This window comes from Paeniglutamicibacter sp. GQ140, assembly GCF_059759235.1.
This window is the reverse complement of record NZ_JCAXDW010000003.1, coordinates 1-15806: the sequence shown is the minus strand read 5'-3', so window position 1 is coordinate 15806 and position 15806 is coordinate 1. Positions and strand designations below refer to the sequence as shown.

Annotated in this window: 12 protein-coding genes; 8 read left to right on the top strand and 4 right to left on the bottom strand. The window is 68.7% G+C overall.

All coding sequences use genetic code 11. From position 1 onward, the window contains the following. Positions 1-132: 132 nt before the first annotated feature. Positions 133-669, top strand: a complete 537-nt coding sequence (locus AC6CHY_RS04955) for a DinB family protein (RefSeq protein ID WP_498225783.1) — start codon at positions 133-135, stop codon at positions 667-669. Between the two features lie 134 nt (positions 670-803). Here the strand turns inward: AC6CHY_RS04955 and AC6CHY_RS04950 are convergent, their stop codons facing one another. The 3 genes from AC6CHY_RS04950 to AC6CHY_RS04940 form a co-directional block, all read right to left on the bottom strand. After that, on the bottom strand, positions 804-2201 hold the full coding sequence (locus AC6CHY_RS04950; protein ID WP_217388713.1) for an MFS transporter: 1398 nt from the start codon (positions 2199-2201) through the stop codon (positions 804-806). Between the two features lie 204 nt (positions 2202-2405). After that, entirely contained in the window at positions 2406-3596 is a 1191-nt protein-coding gene (locus AC6CHY_RS04945) for an acyltransferase family protein (protein WP_217388712.1), read from the bottom strand. A 216-nt stretch (positions 3597-3812) separates the two neighbouring features. Beyond that, the gene (locus tag AC6CHY_RS04940; RefSeq protein ID WP_217388711.1) at positions 3813-5219 is read right to left on the bottom strand and encodes an NAD(P)H-quinone dehydrogenase; all 1407 of its coding nucleotides are present in this window, start codon (positions 5217-5219) and stop codon (positions 3813-3815) included. A 157-nt stretch (positions 5220-5376) separates the two neighbouring features. On the opposite strand from AC6CHY_RS04940, the gene AC6CHY_RS04935 reads away from it, so the two are divergent. From AC6CHY_RS04935 to AC6CHY_RS04915, 5 genes are all read left to right on the top strand, one after another. Then, positions 5377-6186 carry a purine-nucleoside phosphorylase gene (locus tag AC6CHY_RS04935; protein ID WP_217388710.1) on the top strand — a complete coding sequence of 270 codons (810 nt, stop codon included), beginning with the start codon at positions 5377-5379 and terminating at the stop codon, positions 6184-6186. A gap of 102 nt (positions 6187-6288) precedes the next feature. Next, positions 6289-8034: a phospho-sugar mutase gene (locus AC6CHY_RS04930; RefSeq protein WP_498225780.1), complete on the top strand. Its 1746-nt coding sequence runs from the start codon at positions 6289-6291 to the stop codon at positions 8032-8034. A gap of 87 nt (positions 8035-8121) precedes the next feature. Then, on the top strand, positions 8122-8799 hold the full coding sequence (deoC, locus tag AC6CHY_RS04925) for a deoxyribose-phosphate aldolase (RefSeq protein ID WP_217388708.1): 678 nt from the start codon (positions 8122-8124) through the stop codon (positions 8797-8799). Positions 8800-8848: 49 nt separating this feature from the next. After that, complete coding sequence (locus tag AC6CHY_RS04920; protein ID WP_217388707.1) at positions 8849-9097, top strand: hypothetical protein; 249 nt, start codon at positions 8849-8851, stop codon at positions 9095-9097. Positions 9098-9383: 286 nt separating this feature from the next. Beyond that, entirely contained in the window at positions 9384-9821 is a 438-nt protein-coding gene (locus AC6CHY_RS04915) for a universal stress protein (RefSeq protein WP_217388706.1), read from the top strand. A gap of 82 nt (positions 9822-9903) precedes the next feature. Here AC6CHY_RS04915 and mfd read toward each other — a convergent pair whose 3' ends face one another. Further along, positions 9904-13518 (bottom strand): transcription-repair coupling factor, encoded by a 3615-nt coding sequence (gene mfd / locus AC6CHY_RS04910; RefSeq protein ID WP_498225778.1) that lies wholly within the window; start codon positions 13516-13518, stop codon positions 9904-9906. A 162-nt stretch (positions 13519-13680) separates the two neighbouring features. On the opposite strand from mfd, the gene AC6CHY_RS04905 reads away from it, so the two are divergent. Together AC6CHY_RS04905 and nhaA are read left to right on the top strand one after the other, a co-directional pair. Further along, positions 13681-14178 (top strand): DUF2505 domain-containing protein, encoded by a 498-nt coding sequence (locus AC6CHY_RS04905; protein WP_498225776.1) that lies wholly within the window; start codon positions 13681-13683, stop codon positions 14176-14178. A 279-nt stretch (positions 14179-14457) separates the two neighbouring features. Continuing rightward, a partial coding sequence (nhaA, locus tag AC6CHY_RS04900; RefSeq protein WP_498225775.1) for a Na+/H+ antiporter NhaA occupies positions 14458-15806 on the top strand: 1349 nt, incomplete at its 3' end.

Sequence of the window (15806 nt, the reverse complement as noted above, 5' to 3'; positions counted from 1 at the left end):
CACCGCACCACCGGGGCGGCACCCGTCTTCTTCCCGAAGGCAGGTGCCGCCCCTTGCCGTTGCCGCCCTCTCCCCGCCGCCTGCGCCGTGGCGGCTCCCGTGGCGCGGGTAGCGGGCCCTAGGCTGGTTCCCATGGCTCCTGAAATGCTTGCCCCGCCCTCCGCCGACCCGCGCACCGATCCGCCACCATGCGGCAGCGAGCGGGAGACCTTGACGGGGTTCCTGCGATACCAGCGCCACACCCTGGAGCTGAAGTGCGCCGGGCTCCCGCCGGCGGCACTGGGCGCCCGTGCCGTGCCGCCCTCCGGCCTCTCGCTGCTGGGGCTGGTGCGGCACCTGAGCGATGTGGAACGCTTCTGGATCCGCTCCTCGCTGGCGGGCCACCGGGCCCCGCCGCTGTACTGGCGCGCCGACGGTGCCGACACCGATTTCGACTTCCCGGAACCCGACGCCCGGATCGTGCAGCAGTCCTTCGCCGCCTGGAATAACGAGACGGCATTTTCCGACGCCGTCCTGGGCGAGGGGCCCCTGGAACGATCGGTGACGGCCGGGCGCCACGGGACGGTCTCGGTGCGCTGGATCCTGACCCACCTGATCGAGGAGTATTCCCGGCACAACGGGCATGCGGACCTGCTGCGCGAGTGCATCGACGGCCAGGTCGGCGACTAGCGCCGCGCGGGCATCCGGCCCCCGGGCGGCGTCGGTTCCCCAACGCACCGGGCGCCCGCCTCCCCGAAGGGGTGGCGGGCGCCCGGTGTCCGGTCCCGGGAAACGCCAGAGGCGGACCCGGTGCGAAATTTCAGTTAGGCGACGTTGTTCTCGTAGTCGACGTCCTTGGTGTCCTTGGTCAGGAACAGGGCGACGAGCGTGAGCACCGCACCGAGTGCCAGGTAGGCGCCGACCCAGACGGTGTTGCCGCCGCCGAACTGCCACAGCGCGATGGCCACGAACGACGCGGGTGCCGCGCCGATGACCGAGGACATGTTGTAGGCGACGGCCGAACCGGTGTAGCGCACGTTCGAGGGGAAGAGCTCGGGCAGGTAGGCGGCCATCGGGCCGAACGTCGCACCCATCAGCGTGAAGCCAATGACCAGGCCGACCATGGCGGCGCCCTTGCCCGGGCCGAACATCAGGGTCCAGGCCAGGCCGAAGACCAGGATGCCGCTGGTGACATAGATCAGGAACTTGCGGCGGCCGAACTTCTCGGCCAGCGGGCCGGAGACCATGGTGAAGATGCCGAAGAAGACCACGCCGATGATCAGCATCGTGAGGAACTCGGGGCGGGCGATGCCCAGGCCCGGCGCAAAGGCTGCCTCGGCGGCGGCGTCAAAGACCTTGCCCTTGGCCTCGGCCGCGGCGCGGGCCGCCTCGACGGTGGCCGGGGCGGTGCCGTAGGTCAGCGTGAAGGCTGTCATCAGGTAGAAGAGCACGTAGGTGGCCAGCATGATGAAGGTGCCGGCGAGCACCGGACGCCAGTGGTACTTCATGGTGGTCTTGAACGGGGACTTGGCGACCTTCTTCTGGTCCACGACCTTGGTGAAGGCCACGGACTCGACCAGCTTCAGGCGGACCCAGAGGCCCACGGCGACCATCACGGCGGAGAGGATGAACGGCACGCGCCAGCCCCAGGACATGAACTGCTCCGGGGACAGGCCCAGCTGCAGGCCGACGAACATCAGGTTGGCGATGATGAAGCCGATCGGCGCGCCCAGCTGCGGGAAGGTGCCGTAGATGGCGCGCTTGTTGGCCGGGGCGTTCTCGGTGGCCAGCAGGGCGGCGCCGGACCACTCGCCGCCGAGGGCCAGGCCCTGGGCGAAGCGCAGCAGCACCAGCATCAGCGGTGCCAGCACCACGAAGTTGCCCTGCGCCGGGGGCAGGAAGCCGATCAGGAAGGTGGCGATGCCCATGAGCAGCAGCGAAGCCACCAAGGTGCCCTTGCGGCCGATCTTGTCGCCAAAGTGCCCGAAAAGCACCGAGCCGACCGGGCGGGCGACGAAGGCCACGCCGAAGATCGCGAACGAGGAGAGGATCGCGTTGACGTTGGACGCGTTCGGGAAGAAGAGCGTCGGGAAAACCAGCACCGATGCCGTGGCATAGGCGTAGAAGTCAAAGAACTCAATGGTGGTGCCGATGAGGCTGGCAAACAGCACGCGTCCGCGCGTGTTTTCTTTCGGTGCAACGACCGCGGTCTTGTTGGACATGGGCTCGTGATTCTCTAGGTGGTGCCTTAAAATTACTAAGTGACAAGTTTATGCTGGACGTCCATCTATTGGACAGTCCTTCCACTATTTGGACAACTGTAATACAAGCCACAGCGATCCCGCGCGCATGACTGTCGCGCAGCCCGATATTTTTGATTCGACTTGGCACTTCGCGGACCCGGAATCGACCCGTTCCGGCGGTGGCTACTTCTTCGAGGACCCCAGGTCCGCCCGGGGCGCGCCCACTGGCACGGCGACTGCGGCCAATTCCCGCTGCTGGCGCGCACGGGCAAAGTTCCTGGAGAGTCGATGCGACGGCCGCTCGACGACCAAATAGAACAGCCACGCGACGAACAGGGAGAGGGCAAACCCCACGGGAATCTGCACCCACAGCGGAACCAGCCCGTGGGTCGCGAAGGCAAGGGCCACGACCACCGGCTCCTGGGTCAGGTAGAGGCTGAAGGAAATTCTGCCAAGCCAGCGTATCGGGCGCGAGCCGAACGCCCTGACGCTTGGCCGCCAGAAGGCGACGGCAAAAACCAACAGCGTCGCGCCGATCGCCGCAAAGCCGATCCAGGACTGCCGCCACCGGGATTCCGGGTCGACGCCGGCCACCAGCCAGGAATAGCACAACAGGAGGATCGACGCGACGCAGATCAGCGTCCACCCCCATCCCCGGATCCTGGCGGCCCGGGCCCGCAAGGCCTCGATGTTGTAGGCCATCAGCACGCCGAGCAGGAAGACGCTCAGGTACACCAGATCCGGGTAGAAGAAGCCCGCCAAGGGCCACAGCATGCAGAACAGGGGCACCGCCGCGACCTTCAGCCACAACAGCCTTTTCCAGGTGAAGGCCACCCAGAGGAAGAGCGGGAGCAGCAGCGAAAAGAGAACCTCATAGCGCAGCGACCAGAGCGAGGTGTTCAGCCCTCCCCAGCCGGCAATCAGCGACGAGCCCAGCAGCACCTGCACCGGCCCGTTGGGGGCCGCCGCATGGTCGTTCAGCCAGGGGCTGCCATTGGGGATCTCCGCCCGGCGGATGGCCAGCGTCGTCAGATACGCAAAGACTAGGCTCGCGATCGACGGCACATAGAGGCGGAGCAGCCGGCGGGGGTAGAAGTATTTCCACGGCACCGCCGCGCCGCGGGCAAAGGGCAGCGCCAGGACGAAGCCGCTGAGCACGTAGAAGACGACCACCGCTTCCGATCCCGCCCAGAGAATCCGCAGCGGCGAGTAATTCATGAGGGTTTCAAAGGTGGACAGCGGGCCAGTCTCGGTCAGCTTGTAGATCGCACCGGCCCGGTCATTCGAAACCACGATATGAAAGACGACCACGACGGCCGCCGCCACTCCACGCAACCCGTCGAGCGAACCGAATCTCGCACTTTCCCCTGCCATGGAACCCCGCCCCCAAACAACGCATGTGCAAACAGGGTACTCCCGCCGGGACGCAGCAATTCACGTAGTTCCCACTCGAAAACGTGGAGCCAAACAGGTAGTCCACCGTGCCCCGCGCGCGAGGGGGCACGGATGCACATGGCCGCCGCCCCCGGGTCGGGGGCGGCGGCCATGTGCGATGCGATTTCGGCGGCGCCTTTGGGCGCCCCACGGAGGCTAGAGGTGGACGTGCAGGCGCCGCGCGGCCTCGGAAATGGAGCCCGAGAGCGAGGGGTAGACCGAGAACGTCTCGGCCATGTCATCGACGTGCAGCTTGTTGTGCACGGCCAGCGCGATGGGGAAGATCAGCTCGGAGGCACGCGGCGCCACCACGACGCCGCCGATGATGGTTCCGGAGCCGCGGCGCGAAATGATCTTCACGAAGCCCTGGTTCACGTTCATCATCTTGGCGCGCGCGTTGGTGGCGAGGTCCAGCTTGATGATGTCGGCCTGGTACTTGCCTTCCTCGACCATGCGCTCGGTGACCCCGACGGTGGCGATCTCCGGGGAGGTGAAGATGTTCGAGGAGACCTCGGTGAGCTTCAGCGGCTTCACCGAATCGCCCAGCAGGTGGGCCATGGCAATGCGGCCCTGCATCGCGGAGACCGAGGCCAGCGCGAAGACACCGGTGCAGTCCCCGGCCGCGTAGACGTTGGTGGCGGTGGTGCGCGAGACGCCGTCGACCTGGATGTGGCCGGATTCGCTGAGCTTGATGCCCGCCTCCTCCAGGCCGATGCCGGCGGTGTTGGGGATCGAGCCGACGGCCACCAGGCAGTGGCTGCCCTCGATGACCTGTCCGTCGCCCAGGGTCACCCGCACCGTGTCGCCGTCGCGTTCCACGGCCTCGGCGCGGGACTTGGCCACGACGTTCACGCCGTTTTTCTTGAAGGCCTGCTCCAGGACCTCGGCCGCATCGGCGTCCTCGCCGGGCAGCACGCGGTCGCGCGAGGAGACCAGGGTGACCTTGGTGCCCAACAGGTTGTAGGCGGAGGCGAACTCGGCACCGGTGACACCGGAACCGATGACGATCAGGTGCTCGGGGACTTCCTTCAGGTTGTAGACCTGGGTCCAGTTGAAGATGCGTTCGCCGTCGGGAATCGCCGTGGGAAGCTCGCGCGGGTGCGCCCCGACGGAAATCAGCAGGGCGTCGGCGGGGATGGTCTCGGTGCTGCCGTCGGTGCGGGCGACCTCGACGGTGGAGGCGTCAAGCAGCCTGCCCTCGCCGATGACCACGCGCACTCCCACGCGCTCGAGGCCCATGTGGATGTCGGAGGACTGCTCGCGGGCCAGTTCCAACAGGCGCGCGTTCATGACCGAGAGGTCGGCCACCGCCTCGGTGCCGGCATCACCGACCTCGACACCGAACTCGCGGGCGCCGAAGACCCGGCGCATGGCATCGGCCGTCGCCACCAGGGTCTTGGACGGGACGACGTCGGTCAACACCGCCGAGCCGCCCATGCCCGCGCGTTCGACGATGGTCACCTGGGCGCCGAGCTGGGCACCTACCATCGCGGCCTCGTAGCCACCGGGGCCACCGCCGAGAATTACTAGCCTGGGGGAACTGATATCGCGTTGTGCACTCACGATCACTCATTCTTCCCTACCGGGCAGCCAAGTGCACACCGCACACGCGGGCGGGGGTCCTCCGCAGTGGCGGCGAACTGCCGCCCGGTGCCCGCGCCCGGGGTGCCCGGGGGCACCCCACCTGACAACGCCGGGATCCGCCGGTAGGTTTAACCCCGTGATCGACAACGAATCTGCCCCCTTTGACCTGGCCAACGCCGCCGCCGCCAAGATCGCCGAACTCACCGGCATCCCGAACCACGACATCGCCCTGGTGCTGGGCTCCGGCTGGGGCGAGGCGGCGGACCTCATCGGTGAAACCACCCACCGCATCGACGCCACCGAGTTGCCCGGATTCCACGCCGCCGCGGTGCCCGGGCACGTGGGCACGATCTCCTCGGTGCTCACCACGGGCGGCAGGCGCGTGCTGGTGCTCGGCGCGCGCACCCACTTCTACGAGGGCAAGGGCGTGCGCTCGGTGGTCCACGGCGTGCGCACCGCCGCCGCGGCGGGCGCCAAGACGCTGGTGCTGACCAACGGCTGCGGCGGGCTGAACCCGGCCTGGAGCCCGGGCACCCCGGTGCTGATCTCCGACCACCTCAACCTCACCGGCACCTCCCCGCTGGAAGGCGCGACGTTCGTGGACCTGACCGACCTGTATTCCGCGCGCATCCGGGACCTGGCCCGCGAGGTCGACCCGTCCCTGGACGAGGGCGTGTACGCGCAGTTCACCGGCCCGCACTACGAGACCCCCGCCGAGGTGCGCTACGCCAAGGTGATCGGCGCCGACCTGGTGGGCATGTCAACCGCCCTGGAGGCCATCGCCGCGCGCCACGCGGGCATGGAGGTCTTCGGGATCTCACTGGTGACCAACCTGGCCGCCGGGATCTCCGAGACCGCGCTCAGCCACGCCGAGGTCATCGAGGCCGGCCAGGCCGCCGGCCCGCGGATTTCCGCGCTGCTGGCGGACATCGTCGCCAAGCTCTAGGCCCCCGAAGCGTCCGCCCCGGTGGATCCCCAGCGACCGATCCCGATCCCGGAGCCTGCCAGACCCGGCAGCCCGGCCCAGCAGAAGGACCCAGCACAGCAGATGACCACCCACCAGATCGACGCCGCCCTGCTTGAGACCGCCGCGGCCTGGGCCGCCCAGGACCCGGACCCGGTGACCGCCGCGGCGCTGCGCAAGCTGTGCGACGCCGCCGGTGCAGGTGACGGACCGGCCGCCGCCGAGCTGGCGGACCGCTTCGCGGCGAACCTGGCGTTCGGGACCGCGGGGCTGCGTGCCGAGCTGGGGCCGGGCCCGAACCGCATGAACTCCATGGTGGTGCGGCGCACCGCCGCCGGGATCGGGCGCTTCCTGCTGGACACGGCCAAGGGGGCCTACAGACCGCGGGTGGTCATCGGCTTCGATGCCCGGCACAACTCCGACGTCTTTGCACGCGAGTCCGCCGCCGTGCTCACCGCCGCCGGGCTCGAGGTGCACCTGCTGCCCTCGGCCCTGCCCACCCCGGTGCTGGCCTGGGCCGTGCGCGAGCTGGGCGCGGAGGCCGGGATCATGGTCACCGCCAGCCACAACCCGCCGGCCGACAACGGCTACAAGGTCTACCTCGGCGGGCGCGCCGAGAGCGGGTGGGGGCAGGGCGTCCAGATCGTCAGCCCCGTGGATGCGCAGATCGCCGCACGGATCAACCACGGCGAACCGATGGCTGACATCGCCCTGGCCGCCGAGGGCTGGGCCGTGCTGCCCGGCGCCGGGGAGCCAGGGGACATCGAGGGCGGGTACCTGGATGCCATCGCCGGCGTCGTACCGGCGGCCGGCGGGACCGACGGGGACGCCATCACCGCGGCGCGCGAGAACCTGAGGATCGTGCTGACCCCGATGCACGGGGTCGGCGGGCACACCATGGCCCAGGCGCTGGGCCGCGCCGGTTTTTCCCGGGTGCGCCTGGTGGCCGAGCAGGCCGAGCCGGACCCGGACTTCCCCACCGTCTCCTTCCCCAACCCGGAGGAGCCCGGCGCCCTCGACCTGGCCCTGGCCCTGGCCGCCGGGACCGACGCCGACCTGGTGATCGCCAACGACCCGGACGCCGACCGCTGCGCCGTCGCCGTCAGGTTCCCCGACACCGGCTGGCGGATGCTGCGCGGGGACGAGCTCGGCTGGCTGCTGGGCGACCGCGCCGCCGCGACAGCGGCCCCCGGCGCGGTGCTGGCCAACTCCATCGTCTCCTCGCGCATGCTCGCACGAATCGCCGCGGCGCATGGGCTGGCCCACGAGAGCACGTTGACCGGCTTCAAGTGGATCTCGCGCGTGCCCTCCCTGGCCTTCGGCTACGAGGAGGCACTGGGCTATTGCGTGGCCCCCGACCTGGTGCGCGACAAGGACGGCATGTCGGCCGCGCTGATGCTTGCCGACTACGCCGCGGAGCTCAAGACCGCCGGCTCCTCCCTGCCGGCGGCGCTCGATGCCCTGGCGCTGGCGCACGGTCTGCACCAGACGGACCAACTCTCGGTGCGCGTGGCGGATTTGGCCCTGCTGGACACCATGATGGAGTCGCTGCGCGCAGCCCCGCCGGCCACCCTGGGCGGGGAGGCCGTCACCGGTTTCGAGGACCTGTCTCTGGGGGCGCACCTGCCGCCGACCGACGGGCTGCTCTTCGCCACCGCCGCCCACACCCGGGTGATCGTGCGGCCCTCGGGGACCGAGCCGAAGCTCAAGTGCTACCTCGAGGTCATCGCGCCGGTCACCGGCCCCGGCGAGCTGCCGGCGGCCCGCGCCGCCGGCAGCGCACGGCTGGAGGCCATCAAGCAGGAACTCGCCGGCCTGCTGGGCCGCTAGGTGGCGGCCGGCGGCCAATCCGCCGGGCGCGTCCCCCTCCCCCACGCCTTTTCATCCAGATCACGACCAGGAGCCACAGAACACGCCATGAGCACCCCCAACATTGCCTCGTACATCGACCACACCATCCTGAACCCCGACGCCGCGGCCTCCGATGTCGCCCGCATTTGCGCCGAGGCCGTGCAGTACAAGTTCAAGTCCGTTTGCGTGAACCCGATCTGGGTGGCCACCGTGAGTGCCGCGCTGGCGGACTCCGGCGTGCTCACCTGCTCGGTCATCGGCTTCCCCTTCGGCGCCATCCCCACCGCCGCCAAGGTCTTTGAGGCGAACACGGTGGTGGCCGACGGCGCCAACGAGGTGGACATGGTCATCAACATCGCCGCAGCCAAGGCCGGGGACGAGGAAGCCCTGGTGGCCGACATCTCCGCCGTCGCGCAGGCGGTGCATGCCGGCGGCGCGATCCTGAAGGTCATCATCGAGACGGCGCTGCTCAGCGACGAGGAGAAGGTGCTTGCCTGCCGCGCCTCGGTGCGGGCGGGGGCCGACTTCGTGAAGACCTCCACCGGCTTTGCCGGCGGCGGGGCAACGCTCGAGGATGTGGCGCTGATGCGGGCCACCGTGGGCCCGGAGACGGGCGTGAAGGCCTCCGGCGGGGTGCGTTCGCTGGAAACGGCGCACGCCATGATCGCCGCCGGCGCCACGCGTCTTGGTTCCAGCTCCGGAGTTGCTATTGTGGAGGGTGAACAAGGCGCCGAGGGCTACTGATCTCGTATCCCGCGCGCATTGAAACCAGATCATTTTTAGGAGATTCGCTGTGTACTCGAACGGCAAGAACGTAGCCCACTCGGGCCAGGGCCGACTGGCCGGGAACGTCATCGCTTTGGTGGTGTTCTTCGTCATGTTCGCCGGAGCCATCTTCGCGCTCTCGTACTGGTCGCTGGACAACGCCTGGATCCCGGGCATTGCCTGCCTCGTGCTGGCCATGTTGGCCTTCGCCATTCCGCAGCACATCTTGGGCATGTCCGACCGCGACCCGGCCAAGACGGCTTCGAAGCAGGACTAGACGCCAGCTGCGTCTCCCGCAAAGGGAGGCGGGCACCGCGCAGCATCCGCAATCCGCACCCCGTGCGGACCTGCGTTGCACGCGGTGCCCGCCTCCCTTTTTGCATGCCGATTTCGGCCGCTTTCCGGCACGTCTCCGGCCCGCGGGAGACCGGGCGCGGAGCCCTCGCCAAAACTTCTACAAGTCGTAGAAAACTACAGGTGGTCGCGTGTAGGATGAAGTCCAACGGAAACCCAAGGCTTTCGTTGGACCAGCCGACTCTGCCTGAAGAAATGAGCGCCCCACCATGGAAAACACTCCGCGCAGCAACGTCGTTGTCGGCATTGACGGATCGCCGCAATCCATCAGCGCCCTTCGCTACGCAGCCACCCTTGCAGCATCCCTGGGCCACGGCCTGGTGGCTTTTTCCTCGTGGCTGCCGCGCATCGCGTTGGAGGACTACACCCCGGACTGGGCGCCCGAGCAGGACGCCCGCGACGCGCTGGAAAAGTCCATCGAACAGGCCTTCGGCGAGGACATTCCCGCCGGCCTGGAGCGCAGGGTGGTCATGGGCCCCGCTGCTCCCAACCTGATCGAGGCCTCCAAGGACGCTGCCATGCTGGTGTTGGGCACGCGCGGGCGCGGCGGCTTCAAGGGCCTGCTCCTGGGTTCGGTGTCCAGTTCGCTGGCCGCCCATGCCAAGTGCCCGGTGCTGATCCACCACGGAGAAGCCGCCGCCGCCTGACAACCACCGATATGCGGATGCCGGGTGGCTGCCCCCATGTCGGGGCCGCCACCGGGCATCCTTGCGTTGCGGTAGATGTCCGCTAGACCCTGGCGCGCGGGGCCTCGACCTCGAAGATGTTGGAAAGCACCGACGAGACCCACTCCAGGATCTGCTCGTCCACCAGGTCCCGTCCGCCAATGGCGGAGGTCTGCGGCTTGGGAATCACAATGGCACCCAGCGCCGGCTTGTCGGCCGCGCCCTTGTACATCCGGGCCAGGCGCAGCTGGCGCGAATCCGGCAGGTCGGCGATCGCCGCCGGGGCGAACTTGATCGTGTTGCCCATCATCGCCACATCCGTAAGCCCCAGCGCGCGGGCCCTGATGCGGATCCGCGCGACCTCCAACAGGTTCACCACCGGCGCCGGCGGCTGCCCGTACCTGTCAACCAGCTCGGCCAGCACGTCCTCAAGCGCCGCGAAGTCGGTGGCGGCGGCGATCTTCCGATAGGCCTCCAGGCGCAACCGCTCCCCTGGCACGTAGTCGTGCGGCAGGTGCGCGTTGACCGGCAGCTCGATCTTCATCTCCGCGGTCTTCTCGTCGGCCTCGCCCTTGAAGTCCGCCACCGCCTCGCCGACCAGGCGCAGGTAAAGGTCGAAGCCGACCCCGGCGATGTGCCCGGACTGTTCCCCGCCGAGCAGGTTGCCGGCCCCGCGGATCTCCAGGTCCTTCATCGCCAGCTGGTAGCCCGAGCCGAGCTCGTTGTGCGCGGCCACGGCCTTGAGCCGCTCGAGGGCGACCTCGCCCAGCGGCTTTTCGGCGTTCCACAGGAAGTAGGCGTAGGCGCGCTCGCGTCCGCGGCCCACGCGCCCGCGCAGCTGGTGCAGCTGGGACAGGCCGTAGTTGTCGGCCCGGTCCACGATCAGCGTGTTGGCATTGGAGATGTCGAGGCCCGTCTCGATGATGGTGGTGGAGACCAGCACGTCGAACTTCTTCTCCCAGAAGTCCTGGATGATCTTCTCCAGCCGGGATTCGCTCATCTTGCCGTGTGCCACCTCGACCCGGGCCTCGGGCACCAGCTCGCGCAGCTCGGAGGCGATCTTGTCGATGGAGGAGACGCGGTTGTGCACGAAGAAGACCTGCCCGTCGCGCATCAGCTCGCGGCGGATGGCCGCGGAGATCTGCTTGTCGGTGCGCGGGCCCACGTAGGTGAGCACCGGGTGGCGCTCCTCCGGCGGGGTGGCCAGCGTGGAGGTCTCGCGGATGCCGGTCAGGCTCATCTCCAGGGTGCGCGGGATCGGGGTCGCGGACATGGACAGCACGTCCACGTTGGTGCGCATCTTCTTGAGCTGTTCCTTGTGCTCGACGCCGAAGCGCTGCTCCTCGTCGACAATCACCAGTCCGAGATCACGGAATTGCACGGTGTCCGAGAGCAGCCGGTGGGTGCCGATGACCACGTCGACGGTGCCGTTCTTCAGCCCCTCGATGATGTCCTTGGACTCCTTGGCGCTCTGGAAGCGCGAGAGCGTCTTCACCCGCACCGGGAAGCCGGAGTAGCGCTCGGTGAAGGTCTGCTGGTGCTGGGAGGCCAGCAGCGTGGTGGGCACCAGCACCGCGACCTGCTTGGAGTCCTGCACGGCCTTGAACGCGGCGCGCACCGCGATTTCCGTCTTGCCGAAGCCCACGTCCCCGGAGACCAGCCGGTCCATCGGGATCTCGCGCTCCATGTCGGCCTTGACCTCGTTGATGGTGGTCAGCTGGTCCGGGGTCTCCACGTAGGCGAAGGCCTCCTCCAGCTCCGACTGCCAGGGGGTGTCGGTTGCGAAGGCGTGCCCGCGCGAGGCCATGCGGGCGGAGTAGAGCCGGATCAGGTCCCCGGCGATCTCCTTGACGGCCTTGCGCGCCCGGGACTTGGTGCCGGCCCAGTCCGAGCCGCCCATCTTGGACAGCGTCGGGGCCTCGCCGCCGACATAGCGGGTGACCTGGTCCAGCTGGTCGGTGGGCACGAAGAGCTTGTCACCCGGCGCCCCGCGCTTGGCCGGCGCGTACTCCAGGACCAGGTACTCGCGCTTGGCGTCGGCCCCGCCGGCGACCTTGCGGGCGATCAGCTCCACGAACCTGGCGATGCCATGTTGCTCGTGCACGACGAAGTCGCCCTCGGTGAGGGTCATCGGGTCAACGGCATTGCGCCGCTTGGCGGCAAGCCGCTTGGCCCCGCTCGGGGCGTAGGCGCTGGATCGGCCCAGGAGGTCCGCCTCGGTGAGGAAGCCGAGTTTCAGCGAATCGAGCGCAAAGCCGCGCCCGGCCTGCGCGGTGGTGATCTCGATCAGCCCGGGGGTCGGTGCCTCGTCGAGCGAATTGATGCGGTGGGTGGGGATGTCGGCGTCGTGGAAGAGCTCGGCCAGGCGCTGGGCGGGTCCGGGGCCGTCGGTTGCCACCACGATCGACCAGTCGTCCTTGATGCGCCCGGAAATGAACCCGAGCATCTCGGCCACATCCCCCTGGTAGCCGCGCGGCTCGCGGGCATTGATGCGGATCGAGTCGGCCTCGGGCAACAGTTCGGCGTCGGTGCCCAGCGAGGTCACCGACCACCAGGAGACCTTGGCGGCCTGCGCGTCGTTGCGGGTGGTGGCCAGGGAGGTGAAGTTCCCGGCCTCCAGCTCGGCCGCGGCGGCCTGCGCCTGCGCCTGGGACAGGTCAAGGGGTGCGGCCCCGCCGTCGGAGGCGGTTGCCCAGGCGGCGGCCAGAAACTCGGCGTTGGTCGCTTCCAGGTCATGGGCCCGGGCGCGGACCCGTTCCGGTTCCATGACCAGTGCGATGGATTCGGCCGGCAGCGCCGAGAGCAGCGGCACCATGGCGTCGACCAGCAGCGGGGCCAGGGACTCCATGCCCTCCACCGCCAGGCCGCCGGCGATCTTGGCGAGCATGTCCCTCGCCGCGGGCATCTCCGACTGCAGCTTTGCCGCCCGCGACATCACCGACGGGGTGATCAGCAGTTCGCGGCAGGGCGGTGCCTGGATCCGGGTGGGCGCCTCGTGCTCCAGGGAACGCTGGTCGGCGATGGAGAAGAAGCGCATGGCCTCGATCTCGTCGCCGAAGAAGTCGATGCGCACCGGGTGGTTCAGGGTGGGAGGGAAGACATCCAGGATGCCGCCGCGCACCGCGAACTCGCCGCGGTGGGTGACCATGTCCACGCGCGCATAGGCGGCATCGGCCAGCGCCCTGACCACGGCGGAGAACTCGTATTCGTCGCCCACCTGCAGGTGAACCGGCTCCAGCTTGCCCAGGCCGGCGACCAGGGGCTGGATGACGGCGCGGATCGGCGCCACGATGACCTGCAGCGTCGGGTCCTTGGTCTCCAGCCGGCGCAGCACGTCCAGGCGCCTGCCCACGGTGTCCGAGCGCGGGGAAAGCCGCTCGTGGGGCAGCGTTTCCCAGGAGGGGAATTCCGCCACGGCATCCTCGGGGAGGTAGCTGTGCAGGGCTGCGAGAAGTTCCTCGGTCTCGCGGCCGGTGGCGGTCACCGCCAGCACCAGCCCGTCGGCGACCTTGGAGCGCAGCGCCTCGACGGTTTCGGCGGTGATGACTGCGCGCATTCCGGCCGGGGCGGCGATCTCCAGCTCGTTGGCGCGGGCGGCGTACCCGGTTGCGGCATTGGATCTGACGCGGGAAAAGGAGGTGTCGGTTCGCAATGCTGTGCGCAGGCCGTGAAGCGCCATCGGGTGGGGTCCTTTCCGAAGACTGGTACGCGCACAACACAATTACCCGAGATCCATGCCGGATCCCGGGGTGCGCCTTTCAAGCGTACCGCCGCGCGCGCGCATGCCCGGTACGCTGGTGGGGTTGTATCCCGGCCGATCTACTTTACGGAGTCCTGCCCCATGGCACTTAACGCCACCACAGACCTGACGCACGCCCCCGACGCCGTCATCGCCACGCTTGCCGATCGCGACTTCGCCGAGCACCTCACCGGCCTGGTCGGAGGAGAGCTCAAGAGCTTCGAGGTTGCCGGCGACACCGCCGCGGCCTTCACGCTGACCACCGTCCGCACCCTGCCCACCGACCGCGCCCCGGAAATCGCCCGCAAGTTCGTTGGCCAGTCCGTGGAAGTCACCCAGGTCGAGTCCTGGTCGTCCCCGGCAGCCGACGGCTCCCGCGAGGCCACCTTGAAGGTCACCGTCGGTTCGCTGCCGGTTTCGGTGTCCGGCACCGAGTCGCTGCGCGCCACCGACGCCGGCTCGGCCCTGGGCGTGGAGGCCACAGTGTCCTCCTCCATCCCGTTTGTGGGCGGAAAAATCGCCTCGGCCGCCGAGCCATTCATCTCCAAGGCGCTCTCGCTGCAGGCTGCCAAGGTCTCTGCCTGGATCGAACGCGGCTAAATACCGACGCTTGGCCCGCCGTGGTTGCGGCGGGCGCCAGTCCCTGGCCAAAGGGCCGGCACGTGCATGCCCCGGAGGGCGGACCTCGTGCCGGTCCTTCGCCTTTAAGGCGGGCCGCCGCAGGCGCACTGCCGGGTCGGTCAAGACGCGGCGGCCACCGGCTTCATGTGGCTTCCGGATGTGCACCGGGACACGTTTAGGCGATAGTGTGGTCTCTGGTGTGCCGGGAAGTCTGGTCGGCGATAACTTCAGCGTCCCCGAAAGAATTGAAGAAATACCATGAACCAAGCCCCCACACCCACGCCGAAACCCAAGACGGTTTTCGGCCCGGGCAGCTACACCGAGTACCTGCGCATCGGGGAGATCCTGCGCAAGGAAACCGTTGGCGGCCTCGTCCTGATCGTGGGCGCCGTCATCGCGCTGATCTGGGCCAACTCCCCGGCCGCCGACAGCTACTTCGCCCTTCGCGATTTCCACCTCGGCTTCGAGGTGTTCGGCATCGACCTGAACCTGTCCCTGGGCCACTGGGCCGCCGACGGGCTGCTGGCCGTGTTCTTCTTCCTGGTCGGCCTGGAGCTGAAAAAGGAATTCGTGGCCGGGGACCTGCGCGACATGAAACGCGCCATCGTCCCGGTGACAGCCGCCTTTGGCGGCGTGTTGGTCCCCGCGCTGATCTTCGTCGCCCTGAACGCCTCCACCGGCGGGGAAACCCTGCGCGGCTGGGCCATCCCCACCGCCACCGACATCGCCTTCGCCGTTGCGGTGTTGGCCGTCATCGGCTCGAACCTGCCCTCCCCGCTGCGCATCTTCCTGTTGACCCTCGCGGTCGTCGATGACCTGATTGCCATCGTGATCATCGCCTTCGTCTTCACCGAGGATCTGAACCCGCCATACCTGCTGATGGCGCTGGCCCCCATTGCGCTCTATGCGTTCGTGACCCACAAGTGGCCGAAGTTCTTCGCCGCGCGCCTCTGGGCGCCCTGGGTCATCCTGCTGCCGCTGGGCATCGCGGCATGGGCACTGGTCTTCGGATCGGGCATCCACTCGACCATTGCCGGCGTTGTGCTGGGTTTCTGCGTCCCGGTGCTGCGCAAGAACAAGGACGAGATCGACAGGCCGGGCCTGGCCGAGCAGCTGGAGCACCGCTTCCGCCCGCTCTCCAGCGGCTTCTGCGTCCCGGTCTTCGCCTTCTTCTCCGCCGGCGTGGCGGTCGGCGGCGCCGAGGGCTTCGCCTCGGCCCTGGGCGACCCGGTGCTCTGGGGCATCGTCTTCGGCCTGGTCTTCGGCAAGCCCATCGGCATCCTGGGCTCCACCTGGCTGGTGACCCGCTCGTCCAAGGCGAACCTGGATCCTGACACCAAGTGGGGCGACCTGTTGGGCGTGACGTTCCTGGCGGGCATCGGATTCACCGTGTCCCTGCTGGTCTCCGAGCTCTCCTTCGGCCTGGCCTCACCGCACTACGACCACGCGAAGGTCGCGATCCTGACCGCCTCCGTGGTGGCCGCCATCCTCGGCACGATTTGGCTGCGGCCGCGCGACCGCCGCTACCGCCTCGTGAACGAGCGGGCGGCCAGGGACGAGGACCGCGACGGCGTCCCCGACATCTTCCAGCAGCCCGAAAACAACGG